This window comes from Stygiolobus sp. RP850M, from assembly GCF_037389295.1.
Classification (GTDB): Archaea; Thermoproteota; Thermoprotei_A; order Sulfolobales; family Sulfolobaceae; genus Stygiolobus.
This window is the reverse complement of the sequence record NZ_JBBHKU010000046.1, coordinates 45,880-63,788: the sequence shown is the minus strand read 5'-3', so window position 1 is coordinate 63,788 and position 17,909 is coordinate 45,880. Positions and strand designations below refer to the sequence as shown.

Below are 17,909 nucleotides of genomic sequence, written 5' to 3'. Positions count from 1 at the left end.
CAAACAAGGGAGGACAATACATCATCGCCAAGTGGGGTAAAACTAGGGACTCAAAATTCCTCAAGATCGAAATAGTAATGGATAAAGACCAATTCAACATAATAAACGCCGAAGTAACCACAAACGAGGTTGAGACAGCAGTAAAGACAGTTAAGGATTTACAAGACAAGGGAAAGAAGGTCAAGAAGTTTTATGGAGATAAAGCTTATGATGCCAATGAGGTTTACAATACCGGGGTTGAGGTTGTTGTCCCACCTAGGAAGAACGCTTCTACTAGACGTGGCCATCCTGCTAGGAGAAAGACCGTAAGGGAGTTCAAGAGGTTGGGCTATAATCGTTGGAGGGAGAAGAAGGGTTACGGTATTAGGTGGAGGATTGAGTCCTTATTCTCAGCTGTGAAGCGCACTTTTGGGGAATCCGTCAGGGCTACAAGCTTTTTGGGACAAGTGGTTGAGGCTAAGCTCAAGTTCTGGGCTTATGCATGGATGGTCCACTTGGCTAATTCTTTAGTTGGTAGAGCTCCGGGTATTAGGGTGTGAGCTTGCGAATAACGTTGAAATAAATATTAATTTAAAAAATTCTCAATGTATCATATCATGCTTATGAAATACTGTTTGGCTGCTTAGAGGAGCTTTGGAGAGATATGTTTGGATTTAAAAAAAGAGTGAATGATAAATAATTATACGGAAGAAATTTTGAAAATTTTTCTTTTATTAATCATCATATTATTAGCTTAATTTTATTTTTAATAAGAAAAACGGCACTTACTAGTTTAAATTGTTTTTACATACTTGACAAAAGTTTATATCCCAATAAACAGTTAATAATATATAGGGATAAGAATGAATGGGACTGTGAATAAAAGGAAGGAAATAGAAGATAAGCTAGAAGTGGTTTATGACGACGAAGAGCTAACGGTTGTAATAGCGCCAGAGGAGGACGAACTAAAGGAAGTTATACTTAATCTTCTTAAAGAAAAACCAATGGACGTAAAAGAGATACACAGTGTTCTCACTAACTTAGCAAGTGACGAGAAAATAAGGAAAGCCTTGTACGAGTTAGCCGAAGAAGGTACTGTAATAGAGGACAAAAAGAGCAAGAAGTTTATGTTAGTAGGAGTTGCGAACTAAATTAAAGGCGTAACTTTTGTATCTCAATTCAATTTCTTATTAAAGACTAAAAATTATAAAGAAAACACTTAGAGAAAATTGTTTAGAAAGTGATAAAATCAAACTCTTTTAGCTTTTATCAGATCAGTGATTTTAGTAGTGCCAATACCTTTAAGTTCAATAGGTTGGATTGCTGGGTAAAATTCTCTATAGTTAGGTATATTCTGTTCAAGCCTTTCCTCAAAAGTCGGGATAAACTCGTTCTGGTAAAACACTCCAAGAGGTATTTTTTCTCCTAGCTCCATTACTTTCATCATGGCTTTTTCAAACTTGGTCTTTGTTTCTTCCTCTCTTTTAACTACTGGATCCCATGCTGGGTCGTTATCCAACTTGTAAACTCTCTTATCATACCATTCTTTAGTGTTTACATCATTATAAGTAGGACATGGTTGAAGAACTTCTATTACCGCACTTCCCTTGTGCTTAATCCCTTTCTTTATAAGTTCTTTTAAATGTATGATATCGTATGCATATCCTCTTGCTACAAAAGTATAACCTGCAGCCAAGGCTACTGCTAAGGGATTTACAGCGTCGTTTATATTCGGTCTTGGTAAAGACTTAGTTTTCACACCTCTTTCTAATGTTGGTGATGCTTGTCCTTTAGTCAAAGCATAGACTCCATTGTTATGTATTATAACAGTAATGTCCAAATTCCTTCTACCCAAATGCACGAAGTGACCCATTCCTATTCCGACACCATCTCCGTCTCCAACATTTACCACTACTTCTAACGATGGGTTTGCTGTCTTTATCCCAGTGGCAAAAGCTATAGACCTACCGTGAAGTGTGTGAACGCCACTGATAGGTAATTCGATGAAATGTGGGATCTTACCGGAACATCCTATACCAGAAACTATCACGATTTTCTTCGAGTCAACACCTAGTTCCCTTAACGCCATCTCTTCAGCTCTCAGTATACCGAAGTTTCCGCACCCTGGACACCAATCGTTAAATACAGGTTTACGCTCCATAACTCAACACCACTTTCTTCTCTCCGTTCTTAATAATTTGCTTTACAGCGTATATAATTTCCTCTCTAGCTATTGGTCTTCCAGTCCACTTAAGTATATAATTCGTAGCAAATATTCCAGTTTTCTCAGCCAGTATTTCAGCACCTTGAGCTTGATAATTATTTTCAATTGCAACAACTCTCTTCTTTCCTTCTAATAGTTTCCTCATTAAAATCACGGGATAAGGGTTAAACATTTTTACTTGAACCATCATAACACTCAATCCTTCCTTATTCATATCATCCATTGCGTCCAAAATAGCCCCCTTAGGTGAACCCCACGTTAAGAGCACGTTTTCTCCATCACCAATAACGTTTACCCTTTGTTCTTCAGGGATTTCCTTATCTGCCGTCTCAAGCTTCTTCATTCTCTTTTCATACATCTTGAGCCTATTGTTACTCGCTTCTGTGATGTGTCCTTCTTCGTTATGTTCATCTCCGGTGTAAAATATACTGGAATAACCTAAGAATGCCCGCGGTGAAATTCCGTCTTCAGTGATTTCGAATCTGTTAAACCTCTCTGTAGTAGGATATACTATTTTACCCCTCTCGATTTTCACTGGGGCTGAGGTAAGTAAGTCCTCATCCAGAATGGTGTATGAATTGGCTAAAGTCTTTTCAATAATGTGTATTACGGGCGTTTGGTATTTCTCAGCCAAGTTTAAAGCCCAAATCGCGTCCCAGAATATCTCTGCATGATCTCCAGATGCGATCACTATTCTGGGAAATTCCCCATGTCCCACGTTGAGCGCAAACTTTAAATCAGCTTGCCCAGACCTAGTCGGCAAACCTGTTGCAGGTGCACCCCTCATATAATAAGTTATAACAACCGGTACTTCGTTCATCCCAGCCCAACTTATACCTTCTGACATTAGTGAAAAACCTGGGCCAGAAGTAGCTGTTGCAGCTCTTGCTCCCGTCAAAGCTGCACCAATAGCCATATTAATTGCTGCTAACTCATCCTCAGCTTGAACTACTACGGCACCTCCTTTCCGGAGTTCTCCTCCCTCAACTATTACATCCAAATTCTGGTTAGCCTCTATGTAAGTGCTCTCGTCAGAGGCCGGTGTTATTGGGTAGTAGGATTGGAACCTCAAGCCCCCAGCCAACTTACCCAACGCTGAAATAGTGTTTCCATCAACTTGTATTCTATCTTTCTTAACTTCTCTCACGGTGAGATGATAGGCATTTGGGGCTAAGTTATATCCCATTTCAGCAGCCATTGTATTGAACTTGAGGAATAACTCGTTCTTAAAAGTCTCCTGAATTGCGTTTTTAAGGAGCTCAAAGGGAAGACCAAGGAGACCAAATGAGGCACCTACAGCTATCATATTCTTGCTTCTTTCAACTACGGACAGAGGTAGTTTGAAAGTGTCAGCTATCTTCTTCAAATACTCTAGATAATTTACTTTTATTACCTTTACCCCTTTTGCGGTGAGGTAATTTATTACATCCTTTACCGTGAAACCGTTCTTCAACTCCTTTTTGATCTCTTCAGCTATCTCCGGTTCAATAGACTTTACCATGTCGAGTGAAGTGTTTTCGTAATCAATACCGTAAATCACGTAATCTCTTACCTCGGTAAAGTGTTGGAACAGTGTTTCAGCGTCGAAAGTCGCTAGGATATCCGTATAAGAAGATACACTGAAAATCCTTTTCTCATCAATGACTACTTGAAAGTAGCTGTGTCTTCCCTTAATGTTAGAGTAATATTCTCTATTACCAAAGATGTAATAACCAGCTTTGGCTATCGCATTCCCGAATATAATTGCGGAAGTATCAATTCCCAAACCTTGTGCTCCACCTATCATCCATACATGTCTTGTCATAACGATTAGTTTCTATCCATAGAATAAAAGTTTTTATCTTCTCTCGTAAAGTTGGAATAAGTCAAATGATAACGATTGATAAGCTTAAAAAGAAGTACGGAAGTAAAGTAGCTTTGAACGGAGTCTCTCTGGAAGTTAAAAAGGGAGAGTTTGTTTCGGTTTTAGGTCCTAATGGGGCGGGAAAGACTACTATGATCAGGTGTACATTAGCATTAATGTTTCCAGATGGAGGTAGTGTGGAGATATTAGGGAAAAATCCCTTTAAGGACAAGTCTGTATTTCGTGAGATAGGTTATGTTCAAGAGCTACCAAACCTTCCTCCTTTTTTAACCGGCAGACAAGTGTTGAAGCTTTCAGCCAAAATGAAGGGAGCGAGTAAGGATGAAGTTGATGAACTTCTAGAACTTGTGGGCATGAAGGAGTTTGCGGACAGACAAATAGCTAAGTACAGTAAGGGAATGACGCAAAGGATTGCTATTGCTGAAGCCCTTTTAAACGAACCTCAGGTTCTAATTATGGACGAGCCAAATATTGGAGTAGACCCCATCTTTTCCCTTCACATAAGGGAGACCTTTGACAAATTGAAGAAGAACGGAACTTCAATCTTAATGACCTCTCATGAAATGGATGATGTGAAAAAACTCTCTGATAAAGTAGTTCTAATATATCGAGGCAACAAGGTATTCGAAGGTAATGTTGAGGAACTAGTAAAGAAGTTTTTGGGCATAGTTGTCGTATTAGAGGCAGACCAGAGAGCTGAGGAAGTACTAAAAGGTTTTGACTTCGTGAAGAAGGTCGAAAGTGACGGTAGTGGTAAGTATTATGTCACATTGTCTGAAGACAAAAGAGAGGAGCTACTTAGGGAATTAGTCTTTCAGGGAGTAAAAGTTAAATCCTTCTACTTAGACGTTGACATAGAGAAGGCATATGAGAGGGCGATAAACAATGTTTAACATTCTGCTTTACGAGTGGAGGAGGGCTATAGCACGTAAGAAGGTGATAGTTTTTGTCTTAGTATCACTCTTTTTCGAGATAGCAGTGTATTTAGCACTATATCTAGTCCCGTCTAAGGCAGTAAGGGTAATCCTCATACCGCTTTACCCTTACATGTGGTCTGTGGGAGTCCTCCTCCCTCAGAGTTTACTCCTCCACTTCTTGGCAATCTCTATAGCATCCGGTTCAATGTCAGAGGAATATGAGCAGGGGACGATCGATTTCTTCTTAACAAAGCCCGTCACGAGAATTAGGTTTTACGCCGAAAAGTGGCTTGGTTCCTTTACTCTTCTCTCTATGATCTACGGGTTAATGGTAGTCCTTTCTCTGGTCTTCTCTTTCTGGCTTTTCGGTGCCCAGACAGACCTAATTGACTTGCCCAAGATAACGGGCCTAGTCATTATGTCATCGTTAGTCTTCTTCTCTATAGCCTTCTCTATAGGGGAGATATTAAGGAGAAGCAGTCTCTCTTTCATAATCTCTAGCTCCCTACTGATAGGTTCTGTCCTAGTTTCTGACATACTCATATTCATAGGCAAGTTCACACATACTACCACATATATGTCCGTTGCCCTAGCACTGCCGTCTTGGGGTGCTACTCAGTTACCATTTCTACCATTAGCTAACTCACAGTTTAGTCTTTTCATTAAAGCTCTAGATATATTTCCATTGACCGTAGGTAGTATTCAGGACGCTTTAGTGTCCGTATTCCTATATACTGTCGTACCCCTGATCATGTCCTTATATTCTTTCACCGTAAGGGACGTACCGAAAAAAGTAAGCTGAAAAAAGAAGTTATGACTTTCAGCCGGGGATAATATGAAATCACCAAATCATCACATCGACCTTCATCACAAGTTTAACTCCTTAAGAGTGGCGTAAATAACGGAATTCTGTTCCATCTTTTCCTCAAGAGGCTTTCTGACTGTACCAACATATATTCCCCTATACTTTAACGCTACCTTTACACCCGCAGGATAATCTCCATCACTAATGGCTCTGGTAAGCATAGTTACGGCTCTCTGGGCTTCTAACGCTTCCTTACAATTACCTTCCTTTAGTAGTTTAAATAGTTTCAATACTAACTCTGGTGCGACGTTTGCAGTAGCTGATATCGCACCGTCAGCTCCTGACATCACTGCATAGTATATCAATTCGTCGTTACCTATAGTTACGTAGAATGGATTTCCTTCTTGCTTTAGCTCTAAATACCGTTGTAGTAACGGAAGTTTTTCCGTAGTTAATTTAACTCCGTCTATAATTCCCTCGCTTACTAACCTCCTCACTAAATCTAACTCTATATATGCCCTTCCATCATAATTGTACAAGTAAAGAGGTATTCCAAACTTCGAGAGCGATTCAAAGTAACCTATAATCCCCTTCTCTGAGGGTTTATGATATATCGGAGGTAAAGAGGCTATCCCATCAGCTCCCACTTCAACAGCTAGTTTAGCTAACTTAAGAGCGTTTAAAGTGGAGTTTTCTGTTACATTTATTATAACCTTCAAGTTAGTGGATAGTCTCAGTGCCTTTATAAATTTCTCTTTTTCTTCCATACTTAACATGTTAAATTCCCCTGTAGTTCCTAAAGCGAACACAGTCTGTATTCCATTTCTCTTTAGGAAATCTAGGTAATTTTTCAATGAGTTCTCGTCTAGTCCTTCATCTTGTGCAAATGGTGTTATTATTGCAGGTATAATTCCTTCCACGAAGTGTTTAATCGTATAATAGTTTAAATATTTAGTTAGGAATTAATTGATTGTGAGTATCTCAAGAAGAGAGCTCTCGTACCTCCTTGTCATTAAGAAGTATAATGACCAAGGACAACTTGCTAAGTTAAGTTGGATAGCAAAACAGCTAAGCATATCTCCAGCAAGTGCTTACGAGGAGCTGGAGCATTTAGAAGGTAAGGGCTATATAAAGAAGACTAGAAGTGGGATAGAAATAACAAGTGAGGGTAGGAAAGCCATAGATAATTTAATAAAAGCACATAGGGTTATAGAGTCCTTATTGGTGGAGATAGGATTTTCTCCTGATGATGCTTGTAAGTACTCTACGCAGTTCGACTTCGCAGTCCCCGAGGAAATTATTGAAAAACTCCACAAGTACCTTGGAGAACCTAAAAAATGTCCTCATGGAGAAGTAATTCCCTTAACTAATTCTTAACCAAATATGAATTTTCCCCATTTATACCTGAATAGGGCTCCTATTATTAAGAATATTACAGCTATCGGTACTACTATGTAAGGAACGAGTTGCCAACCTGGAACTCTCTCTAGTACATTAGCTACCCATATAGTCAATACAAGAAATACTGCAAGGGGACCAAGAACTACAAACCAAGTGATTGCGCTCCACTTCTTGCTCATAAAAGTGTCATCTAACTTCACAGTATAAATTCATTCGTTTAAAATTTTTGTAATTATTTCGAACATCTCTTTATCTTTTTCCTCGATCCTCTTTAGTGACCATGGGAGTAATTTCTTGGTCTTTACCCCCCGTACGACGGATTTTAACCAAGATTCATAGACTTTGCCTCCGCTCTTAGAGTAAAACTCCTCTAACTGTTTTACAGCTTCGTTCTCATCCAAACCTTTAACGTTTACCAAATACCGGCTGGCTACGTAAAGTATAAACCTCTTTCTACAGTCATGCATTCCTTTTTCCAGAACTTTTTCTATCCACTGGTAGTTCACCTTCCTCCTTCTCGGAGGAAAGAGACCCTCTACTTCAAATAGAATTTCTCCTTTCTCGTTGTACACTTTGGAGTACTTACCATCAAATACAACGTAACCCGCATAGGAACCATCTGGGTAATTCAGCGTGTATCTTACGACTTTGCTCTTTTCGTCCTCACCTTGCTTCATTCAGTACCCCCATTGAAATTCTGGCAGCACAGAACGAACAGATCTCCCTTCCCTTAGAGGTTGGTCTACCGCAGATTTTACACCTTGATATATCTTCTTCTTTTACGTATTCCTTTTCAAGGGGGCCTTGGATCTTGTCCACAAAGTTTTGAACTAACATCATCATGAAACCCGGGATTTCGTCCTCTAACTCTTCTAATTTCCTCCTTATCTTGTCCTGCGTCGCTCCGCCTACCCTAAAGGTATGTGGGCACGAATCGTATAGGAACGGGATTCTATTAATGATGGCGTAAGTCAGTACTTCCTTTTCATATATTAGAAAAAGTGGTTTGATCTTTTTCACTTTGTAACCCTTCTCAGGCTGAGAGACCGGCTTTAACCTAGAAAGGTCTAGCACGTCTCCGCTAAAATAACCGGATAGTACAAACTGAGCCATGTCGTTTAAGTTGTGTCCAGTTGCAATTGCGTCTAACCCTTCCCTTTCAGCTATATCGTTTAATGTGTACCTTTTGACTAACCCACACGTACTACACACTGGTCTCCTAATTTTTTTCTTAGCCTCGTCTATGGTGAAACCGTATTCGTCTTTTATCCTGATCACTTTGTACTTGACTCCCAACATTTCGAAGTTTTTCACTGCAAACTCACTACTTTTGGTAGAGTATGCTTTTCCCATGTCTATTCCGAGATCAATGTTTATTCCGACTAATTCAAAGCCATAAATCTTTGACAGCTTATACATTAAATGAAGTAGGGTAGTGCTATCCTTACCCCCTGATACAGCTACTCCTACTCTTTCTATCCCATCTAACATGTGATATTTTTTGATTATCTTCTCAAATCTGTGTTCGAGCCACTCTGAGAAGTGTATTTTACATAGAGCTATGTTAGCGTAAGGTATTTTTATAATAGCCTTATCATCGCACTTAGCACATTTCATGATCCTAATTTTAGCATTAAAACATATAAACCAGACTGTAAAGCATAAACCAATGCAAATTCTAGCAGAAGTTCATCCTAAGCATAAGTTGGAAAAGTTGATGAAAATAATATCACAATTGGAGTCCTTTGATGGGTTTGACATTCCAGACTCACCTTTAGGAATGCCTTCACCCTTGCCCTCAGTAGTTGGGACGCTCATCAGGTATAATTTTGAGGACAAGAGGGTTATAATAAACCAAAGAACCTTAGACACTAACGAGCTTTTTCTCCACTCTCTATCTATAACGAGCAAAATGATGAACTTCGATATAACATTCACTAGAGGAGATAAGCCTAAAATAGGCAGGGAAGTCGGTTATGTTACACCTGAAGAAGCGGTCAAGATTGCTAAGGAGTATGGAGTAAACGCAGGGTTGATGATCAGCATGAGAAAGAGCAGAGATGAAATCGAGAACAGGTTAAAGGTCACGAATGCCGATTTCTATTTGGTTTTAAGGCTAGAAGACCCTGACCAGCTCGATAGGCTCAATACATCTGCCCTAATCCCTTACGTAATAGTGAAAACCGAGAAGAATAAGGAGTTGGCTAAAGTCCTTAACCAGCCCACAGTTGATGTTGACAAGGCGCAAGACTTCATACAAACTTTAAAGAGAAAGGGTGTTGTAGGGGTTTTATTATCAGCCTTAGGAGACTATGATGCTTTATTACAACTTCAGAAGAAGATCTAAAAAACAAAGGAAAGAGAAAGGGTGAGAAGAGGTTAAAGGGTAAAAAAGTGATTTTAAAACCTAAACCTCCTTACTCTGGAGGTATCTCCTTATATACTAGGTTTAAGTCAACTCCTTTACTCTTGTTATGCATGTAAGAAACTGCGTAAACTATAGCTGATCCTATAAGAGTCCCCAGAACGAAAACTAAAGTGATGAAGTCAACTCCAGTACTTGTCATAAACCCAAAGTCAGGGTTTGTTCCGGATACATAGGTCAAGTACGCGAAATAGCCTATAGAGACTACTGACGCAGGGATTAATATACTAACTTTATTTTTAATACCGTGTATTAACCCAGCTATTGAAACTACGAGGAAGTATAATGCACCTAATATAGTTGCACCATATAAAGATACAGCATTAGAAGAACCTAAGAAGAATATTACGGCTAAGAACATTGTGACTAATCCTAAATCTAGTAAGTGTGTGTAAACCGGACTTCCGTTCTTGCTCACCGAAGCAAATATCGAGGGAAGCACTCTGTCAAAAGCCATTGCGAACATATATCTAGAGAAGACTATTACACCGTATGCTAATATGAAGAACTCCCAGGCTATTAGTCCCAGTCCTATTATCCATTCTAAAACTACGTTATTAGTAAGACCTATAGCAACGTTCCAGAAAGTATAAACGAACCCGTTCTGCATATATTCTGCAGTTGTAAATCCGTAACCACCCACATAATACATTAACCCGTAACCTGCCTGAACTATGATGAAAGTGAGGATGAGGCTTATGAACACGTTGTATTTTAATGCATTCTTTCCTTTTATTTCAGCAGCTACAGCTGGACCTGCTTGCATCCACGGGAAAGTATAAAGTGCTAAGAAAGGTAACATGAATAACGTCGCATTCCAGTCGAAAGAGGGTCCGTTATAAGTCGCATAGGTGATATTTAATGCTTTGAGAACTGGCTGTATCTTTATGGAGAAGTCTCCTGCATTCACAGCTAAAACTCCCATAGCAAGGATCGTAGTAAAAAGGGAGAACAGACCTAGAATCGTTATTAATGAATAACCCCATTTTGCCTTAATAATATTTATAGCAATTATTACTGCCATTACAGCAAAAGCGAGTATAAAGGAAGGTATTGGCGAGGCTAAGTAATTACCTAGGTTTACCATTGATGTCTGTCCGTTTAAGCTACCTATTTCGTTAAGAACTGACTGAATTGCTGACGATGCAAAAAATGCCGTTAGAGCGAAATATGCTACGGACTCAATCATTAGAGACAACGCCATGATGACTCCTATACTTCCGTGTAGGGTTCGTGAGATCCATACGTAATCTCCACCCGTCCTTGGTACTTTTCTTATAAAGTAAGTATATATGAGAGCTTGAGGGATCGCTAGGATAAAACCGATTAGTGTAGCCACGAGCAAGTTAGAACCAGGCTGAACATAAGGTGTAATTGAACTATAAAGGGCTAGACCCGCAGACATGTTCCCGACGTTTAGCATAACGACGTCTAACATATTCACTTGTTTAATTAGACCAGAAGACTCCCTTACAAAAACGTTGCTTTTCTCCATTTAGTATCCGTTTTGAACTATTGCGCGTACTATCTAATAAAGTTTACATTATTTATGTAAAGTAACTCAGAATCATTTACTTTTTGAATTTACTTGGTCAAGTAAAAACCCAAAACTTAAATAAAATTTTTGTCTAAGTAAGCATGTGTACGTTGGACAAAGAGTAAAAAGGAAAGAAGACTTGAAGTTAATAACTGGGACCGGAAGATACGTTGACGACATACAATTAAACGGCATGCTCTACGTAGCTGTATTAAGGAGCACAGTACCTCACGCAAAACTGAAGAATGTAGATTATCAAGAGGCATTAAAGCTACCTGGAGTAGTGAACGTTATTACCGGGCTGAATCTACAAGTAGATAACAGGCCCAGAAATTTCCCTATGGCTAAGGACGAAATTATCTTCGTGGGGCAGCCAATAGCTGCCGTTATTGCAACAGATAGATACGCGGCGTATGACGCTCTTGAAGCAATTACTTACGATTATGAGGAATTACCTGCTGTCGTAGACCCTGAAGAAGCAATGAAAAATGAAGTGAAAGCCGTTGAAGGTAGGGATAACATTGCTTATAAGAAGACATACAAAGGAGGAGACCCAGAAAAGGCTTACGAGCAAAGCCAAGTTAAGATCGAGGAAAAAATTTACATATCCAGAGTTCATCCCGCAGCAATGGAGCCCAGAGGATTAGTAGTTGATTATCAGCAGGATAGACTAACTGTCTATGCCTCAACACAATCACCCCACTTCATGAGGTCGTACTTACTAGCCTCTTTTTCAAGTATGATAAAAGACATTAGAGTAATTCAGGCTGATGTAGGAGGAGCTTTCGGATCGAAGTTATTCCCGTATCCAGAAGATTATATCGCTGTCTATGCCTCACTAATTACGAGAAAGCCCGTAAAGCTAGTCCTCACCAGAAGTGAGGACGTTTTGTCAACTTATCACGCAAGAGGGCAGATACATAAAGTTAAGGTAGGGGCAAACAAAGACGGTAGAGTTAACACGGTTATTGATGATGTAATAATTGATTTAGGTGCCGCATGGCACGGTACTTATTTGGCAGATATTGCTGCGACGTTAGTAACCGGTCCTTATGACATTAAAAACGCTTTAGTCAACGTATATGGAGTACTGACGAATAAAGTACCTCTAGACCAGTATAGAGGTGCTGGTAGACCTGAGGCAGCCTTTGTATATGAGAGAATAATGGATATATTGTCCGATGAGCTCGGATTAGACCCTATAGAGATCAGGAAGAAAAACGTTATCCAGTCAACTCCTTATACTAACCCCTTCGGACTGAAATACGACAACGGTAACTATATGAACTTGATATTAAAGGCGGAGAGGTTCTACAGAGAGATGGAACAAGAGGCGGAAAAATTACGAAAAGAAGGTAAAAGAGTAGGGGTAGGTCTATCTTTCTACGTCGAGCAGAATAATTTTGGTCCCTGGGAAAGTGCGTCCGTTAGACTATTAGCTGACGGTAAAGTGGAGGTAATAATTGGGGCCGCTCCCCATGGACAAGGAACCGCTACTGGTATAGCTCAGATAGTAGCCGATGAACTTCAAATAAGTATAGATGACGTGGAAGTTGTTTGGGGCGATACTGACAAGATCTCCAACGCTTTCGGAACTTACGGTAGTAGGAGTTTAACTTTAGCAGGTAATGCTGCATTGCTAGCAGCTAGGAGGCTGAAAGATAACATAATGAAGTTAGCAGCGTCTTTTCTTAAGAGTGATATCGAAGAATTACAATACAAAGACGGCAAGGTATATAATCCTAAGTCCGGCAAGGAAATGACCCTGAAAGAAATAGCCAGAAAAGCAACGGCAAACTTAGGAGGAGTCTGGAGGTATAAGGCGGAGCCAACGCTGGAAGTTACTGCTTCTTTCGGTTTAGACAATTATACTTTCCCATACGGTAGTCATATTGCAATGGTTGAGGTAGATGAAACCGGTAAAGTTAAAGTGTTAAATTACATTGCCCTCGACGATATAGGTTTAGTAGTAAATCCGATGTTAGCTGAGGGACAAGTACACGGGGGAGTTATTCAGGGATTCGGGGAGGCTCTCTTGGAGGAAATAGTATATAATAAGGACGGTAATCCGTTGACTACTAACTTTTCGGAATATGCTATACCAAGTTCAGTTGAGTCCTATAATATGAAGTGGATATACTCAGAGGAAGGTAAGTCTAATGCTCCGCTCCCCGCAAAGGGAATAGGTGAAGGCGCTACTATAGGTGCACCCCCAGCAATAATTAGAGCGTTAGAAAAAGCTGTCGGTAAGAAATTTGCGAAAATTCCAGTCAGAATGGAAGAATTGATTTAGTTTTTAAGATTTTTATTAAAAAAACTTTCTCACAAAAATATTTAACCCACGGTTTCACATTGTTAATTATGCCAAAAGTCCTTGTGTTAGGAGCTAGATTTGGTGGGTTAACAGCTGCATACACATTAAAGAGATTAGTAGGTAAAGCGGCTGATATAAAAGTGATTAATAAAAGCAGGTTTAGCTACTTTAGACCTGCGTTACCTCACGTAGCGATAAATTATATGGATGTCGAACAGTTAAAGATTGACCTAGCTCAAGCACTACCTGAGAAAGGTATTCAGTTCCAAGAGGGAACAGTAACTAAGATAGATGCAAAGAGTAACAAAGTTATTTATAAAACTCCATCTGGAGCTGAAACAGAAGAGGAATATGACTACGTTATAGTTGCATTAGGTGCTCACTTAGCTACAGATCTGGTTAAGGGTTGGGACAAATATGGATACAGTGTTTGTGAACCGGAATATGCTGTAAAGCTTAGAGATAAATTACTAACCTTTGAAGGAGGAAATATAGCAATTGGTTCCGGTTTCTTCTATCAGGGCCACAACCCAGCTCCTAACGTTCCTAAGAATTACGTGCCTAATTCAGATGCAGCGTGTGAAGGGCCAGTTTTCGAAATGTCATTAATGCTATCGGGATATTTAAAGAAAAGAGGAGTATGGAACAAGACAAAGATCACAGTTTTCTCACCTGGTGAGTACTTATCAGACCTATCACCAAATTCAAGAAAAGCTGTAGCTGAGATCTATAAATCTATGGGAATTGAGCTAGTTCATAACTTTAAGATAAAGGAGATAAAAGAGCATGAAATAGTAAGCGAGGATGGTAAGACCATACCCTCTGACTTAACCGTATTAATTCCACCATACGCCGGAAATCCTGCGTTGAAGAACTCCACACCCGATCTGATTGACGATGGAGGATTTATTCCAACCGATCTAAATATGGTATCCATAAAGTATGATAATGTATATGCAGTAGGAGATGCAAATTCTTTAACAGTTCCTAAACTAGGCTATTTAGCTGTACAGACGGGAAGAATTGCTGCACAGCATCTGGCTAATAGATTAGGAGTTAGCGTAAAAGTAGACAAATACTATCCTACTATAGTTTGTGTAGCTGATAATCCATATGAGAACTTTGCTATAGCTGTAAAAGATGATACTTGGTATGGCGGCCAAGTCTCAGAAGCAATACCTTCACCTGCAAACCATTTAAAGAAGGAGTTATTCACGAAGTACTTCATGTGGACTAAAGGAGATATGGCTCTAGAGAAGTTCTTAGCGAGCTGGTGATGATGTCCGCGGATCTCCAACTGGAATCTCTTCTTTCCGATGAGAAACTTTCATCAATTACAAAATTAGTAGATATTTTATCTACAGCCGAAAATAAGTACGGTCTTCTTTCAGCGATTCAAGGATTTTTATCAGACGAAGAGATGTTAGGAAAGGTACTATCTTCTATCATCAACGATCAGACCCTGGACTTGATGACTAAGTGGAACAATTTAATGAAGTTGGCTGATATGTTTGCTGATGAATCAACAATCGAGAATTTAAATGCTGTACTCGATTTGGTAGGAATTCTCAACAAGACCGGTATATTAGACCCGATAAAGGGACTATTACAAGACGAAGAAACACTCGGTAAAATACTTTCAGCTATAGTTAACGACAGCACTCTTAACGTCATAAGTAATTGGGGTAATATAGTAAAGTTAATGGAGTTCGCCACTAAGGAAGACACACTTACCACCCTCAACGACGTAATAGAGTTGTATAGTAAGATCAAGAAATTAGGGTTGATAGACGTGATTAAAGGAATGCTTGACGATGAGGAGACTATAGGTAAGGTTATGTCAGGGATAGTGAATGACTTTACTTTTAACTTGATGTCTAATTGGAGCGCGATGGTGAAAGACCTATCGAAAATAGACTTAACGAACTTCAAGTATTACACGTTACTAGTTAACGAGACTGGAGAAGCATTAAAGGAGCAGAAGATAATGAAGATAGATCATTGGTGGGACTTACTAAATATGTTTAAAGATCCAGAGGTTAGAGTGGGACTTGGAGTAGTAATAGCGATCTTAAAGCATATAGGAAGATATCACATGCAATACGTAGTAAATGGTAATCATAAACAATAAAAAAGAAAGAATTTTTTATACCTTCTTTTTAAGTTATACCTTTGTGAAACTCCAGACACATTACGTTTTCTCTACGGGTTTACTTACTTTTTTTGGCACTCTCTTGACTCATCACTTTTATACTTCACTCTTTTTTTCAGGAGTGGTCGCTATATTAGGTAATACGTTAATAGATAGGTTTGGTCATGAAATAAGGAGTGTTTACGGGAGGGAAATAGTCAGGAGGACTCCCCTCACTCACACTCTGCCGAGGAGTGCGGTTTGGGGTTTTATTCCAGCATTAGTACTAACACTACTTTACTATTACGTGTATAACTATCTAAGCAAAGAACTAGTGTTTTTAACTCTAGTTAGTTTGTTGAACGGACCATCACACATGTTATTGGACGTGTTTACTGAAAGAGGGATATACGTAAAGAGGAACGGGAAGTGGAAAAGATTTGCATTAGCCCACTTCTCTTACAACAACCCTGCAGTAAACTGGATTGCAATTCTGTTTGGAATACTGATGTTATTTACTTCCTACTACATAGGAGGTTATAATCACTACTACTATTATCATTATTAGTAGAGAACTCAGCTTAAAGGAATTACTTCATCGTTCCGCTACGGTCGCTCTCATCATTCTCTCTTCATTTTGTGATCAAGTATTTAAGGTCTTACACCTAAATACATATTTTAGTCTTTCTCGATAAGGTGATAGAATTGTCACTTTGGTATAACATTAAGGACTCTGATGTTTATCTTCATAAGGGAATTACATACTATAGTCAAGGGTTGTACGACGATGCCCTTGGAATGTTCGAGATGGCGTTGAAAGTAGATCCAGTAAACGTAGAAGCCCTTAACTACAAAGGTCTATCTTTGATAGGTCTCAGCAGATACGACGAGGCCCAGAAAGTGTTCGAGGACGCGATTAAGCTCGACCCCCACAACTTGGTTGCCCATCTAGGTTTAGGAGTGGTTTACCTAAATAAGGGCAAGTACGACGAGGCTCTCAAGGAGCTGAATAAGGTCTCTAGAAAGAACCCTAACTCCATTGAGGTACATAACCTCAAAGGGCAAGTATACTACAAGATGGGAAAGTATGAGGCAGCAATAAGGCAATATAATGAAGCTTTAAAGCTCGACCCTAAGAACGCCGCTATTCATTACAATAAGGGCTTAGTGTACTTCGCAATGGGTAATTATAAAAAAGCTATAGAGGAGTTCGATATAGCTGTTACCTTAGAGCCGACTCTCTTCGAAGCGATCAGGAAGCTCGAAGAGGCTAAACAGAAATTGTTACAACAACCTACAAGACCGAGGCAACAGAAGGCTAAAAGGCAGGCTAACGACATTGATTACAGTAAGTGGGTAGGTAGGAAAATTTACGGTTATAAGGTAGAGGGTATTCTGGGGGAGGGAGGGTTCGGCGTAGTTTTTCTTGTCAGTTATGGTGGGAAGTACTATGCAATGAAAATAAGAAAAATCTCGTATTCCCAAACTACACCAAACGACTTAACACAAATAGCCTTAGACGTATTCCAGGATCTTCAGACGGAGTCCGCTAATCTAATTAACTTATCAAAGAAGTCACCACACCTCGTAGAGATATTTGCTATCTACATAGACTCCAATAAGTTAAGGAACGTTGTTCAAGGCAATTTAAGGGAGTATACTCAGAGCCCCCCAGCAATAGTGATGGAATACATGGAAGGAGGTGACATTAGGGCGGTTGTAAATGACCGTACGGTATATTCTTCCTTGTGGTATAAAGTAGTCGCGTTAATAGGCTATCAGATAGCAAGTGCCTTAGAAGTCGTCCACAAGGAAGGTTATGTACACCTAGACGTTAAACCGGAGAACTTCTTCTTGAGCAAGAAGATAAACTTTTCGACCACTCAAGATATCCTTAACCAGTTTATAAACGGTAGTGTAATCGTAAAGTTGGGTGATTTAGGGGCGGCTAAAAAGATAGGGCAGAGGGTGACGGAGATTTCCCCCTTATACGCTCCTCCAGAACAATTCAACGTTAATTCGCTTGCAGACCCAAAGATGGACGTATTCTCCTTAGGAGCATCCTTATACTCTCTATACAAAGGAGTTCACGGTTTTAACCCTCCAGAGATAGCCAACTCAAGCTATCCCGATGTGGTAAGCAAATACTACAATTACTTCAATGGGTTAGTGAACGATTGCAATATGAGGGGTCAAAACTGTAATGCTTTAGAGAGGGTCTTATTATGGTTGGTTCATCCAGACCCGAGGCAAAGACCGAACATGACTACCGTGAAGGAATGGTTAAGCAGAGTTTAACGGTAATTTTTTAA

General features: G+C 39.5%; 18 protein-coding genes. 11 read left to right on the top strand and 7 right to left on the bottom strand.

Annotation, left to right across the window (positions count from 1 at the left end):
• Positions 1-539, top strand: a 539-nt coding sequence (locus tag WIW52_RS05360; RefSeq protein ID WP_337709106.1) for a transposase, incomplete at its 5' end; no start/stop codon positions are given.
• A gap of 315 nt (positions 540-854) precedes the next feature.
• Positions 855-1,130, top strand: a complete 276-nt coding sequence (locus WIW52_RS05355) for a hypothetical protein (protein WP_337709104.1) — start codon at positions 855-857, stop codon at positions 1,128-1,130.
• Positions 1,131-1,228: 98 nt separating this feature from the next.
• On the opposite strand, the gene WIW52_RS05350 is transcribed toward WIW52_RS05355, so the two are convergent.
• Positions 1,229-2,140, bottom strand: coding sequence for a 2-oxoacid:ferredoxin oxidoreductase subunit beta (locus WIW52_RS05350; RefSeq protein ID WP_337709102.1), 912 nt, complete (start codon positions 2,138-2,140; stop codon positions 1,229-1,231).
• Entirely contained in the window at positions 2,130-4,007 is a 1,878-nt protein-coding gene (locus tag WIW52_RS05345; protein WP_337709101.1) for a 2-oxoacid:ferredoxin oxidoreductase subunit alpha, read from the bottom strand. The genes WIW52_RS05350 and WIW52_RS05345 overlap by 11 nt, the downstream gene beginning before the upstream one ends.
• Before the next feature lie 65 nt (positions 4,008-4,072).
• Between WIW52_RS05345 and WIW52_RS05340 the strand changes: the two genes are divergently transcribed.
• Together WIW52_RS05340 and WIW52_RS05335 are read left to right on the top strand one after the other, a co-directional pair.
• Positions 4,073-4,960 (top strand): ABC transporter ATP-binding protein, encoded by an 888-nt coding sequence (locus WIW52_RS05340; protein ID WP_337709099.1) that lies wholly within the window; start codon positions 4,073-4,075, stop codon positions 4,958-4,960.
• Entirely contained in the window at positions 4,953-5,786 is an 834-nt protein-coding gene (locus tag WIW52_RS05335) for an ABC transporter permease (protein ID WP_337709098.1), read from the top strand. Before WIW52_RS05340 ends, WIW52_RS05335 begins: the two co-directional genes overlap by 8 nt.
• Before the next feature lie 65 nt (positions 5,787-5,851).
• On the opposite strand, the gene WIW52_RS05330 is transcribed toward WIW52_RS05335, so the two are convergent.
• Positions 5,852-6,709, bottom strand: coding sequence for a dihydrodipicolinate synthase family protein (locus WIW52_RS05330; protein WP_337709097.1), 858 nt, complete (start codon positions 6,707-6,709; stop codon positions 5,852-5,854).
• Positions 6,710-6,758: 49 nt separating this feature from the next.
• Here WIW52_RS05330 and WIW52_RS05325 point away from each other — a divergent pair, with 49 nt between their 5' ends.
• A complete protein-coding gene (locus tag WIW52_RS05325) occupies positions 6,759-7,166 on the top strand; it encodes a metal-dependent transcriptional regulator (protein ID WP_337700069.1) in 408 nt (135 codons plus the stop codon).
• Here the strand turns inward: WIW52_RS05325 and WIW52_RS05320 are convergent.
• The 3 genes from WIW52_RS05320 to WIW52_RS05310 are packed head-to-tail and all read right to left on the bottom strand — an operon-like array spanning position 7,163 to position 8,807.
• Positions 7,163-7,390 (bottom strand): hypothetical protein, encoded by a 228-nt coding sequence (locus WIW52_RS05320; protein ID WP_337709096.1) that lies wholly within the window; start codon positions 7,388-7,390, stop codon positions 7,163-7,165. The two genes, WIW52_RS05325 and WIW52_RS05320, sit on opposite strands and share 4 nt — an antisense overlap.
• Before the next feature lie 9 nt (positions 7,391-7,399).
• Positions 7,400-7,867, bottom strand: coding sequence for a DNA primase noncatalytic subunit PriX (gene priX, locus WIW52_RS05315; protein ID WP_337709094.1), 468 nt, complete (start codon positions 7,865-7,867; stop codon positions 7,400-7,402).
• Entirely contained in the window at positions 7,854-8,807 is a 954-nt protein-coding gene (locus WIW52_RS05310; protein ID WP_337709092.1) for a TIGR00269 family protein, read from the bottom strand. The genes priX and WIW52_RS05310 overlap by 14 nt, the downstream gene beginning before the upstream one ends.
• Positions 8,808-8,859: 52 nt before the next feature.
• On the opposite strand from WIW52_RS05310, the gene WIW52_RS05305 reads away from it, so the two are divergent.
• Positions 8,860-9,537: a hypothetical protein gene (locus tag WIW52_RS05305; RefSeq protein ID WP_337709090.1), complete on the top strand. Its 678-nt coding sequence runs from the start codon at positions 8,860-8,862 to the stop codon at positions 9,535-9,537.
• Positions 9,538-9,607: 70 nt separating this feature from the next.
• Here the strand turns inward: WIW52_RS05305 and WIW52_RS05300 are convergent, their stop codons facing one another.
• On the bottom strand, positions 9,608-11,110 hold the full coding sequence (locus WIW52_RS05300; protein ID WP_337709088.1) for an APC family permease: 1,503 nt from the start codon (positions 11,108-11,110) through the stop codon (positions 9,608-9,610).
• Positions 11,111-11,255: 145 nt separating this feature from the next.
• Between WIW52_RS05300 and cutA the strand changes: the two genes are divergently transcribed.
• From cutA to WIW52_RS05275, 5 genes are all read left to right on the top strand, one after another.
• Entirely contained in the window at positions 11,256-13,445 is a 2,190-nt protein-coding gene (cutA, locus tag WIW52_RS05295; RefSeq protein ID WP_337709086.1) for a glyceraldehyde dehydrogenase subunit alpha, read from the top strand.
• A gap of 68 nt (positions 13,446-13,513) precedes the next feature.
• Positions 13,514-14,743 (top strand): NAD(P)/FAD-dependent oxidoreductase, encoded by a 1,230-nt coding sequence (locus WIW52_RS05290; protein WP_337709084.1) that lies wholly within the window; start codon positions 13,514-13,516, stop codon positions 14,741-14,743.
• On the top strand, positions 14,743-15,597 hold the full coding sequence (locus WIW52_RS05285; protein ID WP_337709083.1) for a DUF1641 domain-containing protein: 855 nt from the start codon (positions 14,743-14,745) through the stop codon (positions 15,595-15,597). Before WIW52_RS05290 ends, WIW52_RS05285 begins: the two co-directional genes overlap by 1 nt.
• A 43-nt stretch (positions 15,598-15,640) precedes the next feature.
• The gene (locus tag WIW52_RS05280; protein ID WP_337709082.1) at positions 15,641-16,165 is read left to right on the top strand and encodes a DUF1286 domain-containing protein; all 525 of its coding nucleotides are present in this window, start codon (positions 15,641-15,643) and stop codon (positions 16,163-16,165) included.
• A 137-nt stretch (positions 16,166-16,302) separates the two neighbouring features.
• Positions 16,303-17,895: a tetratricopeptide repeat protein gene (locus WIW52_RS05275; RefSeq protein WP_337709081.1), complete on the top strand. Its 1,593-nt coding sequence runs from the start codon at positions 16,303-16,305 to the stop codon at positions 17,893-17,895.
• Positions 17,896-17,909: the final 14 nt, after the last annotated feature.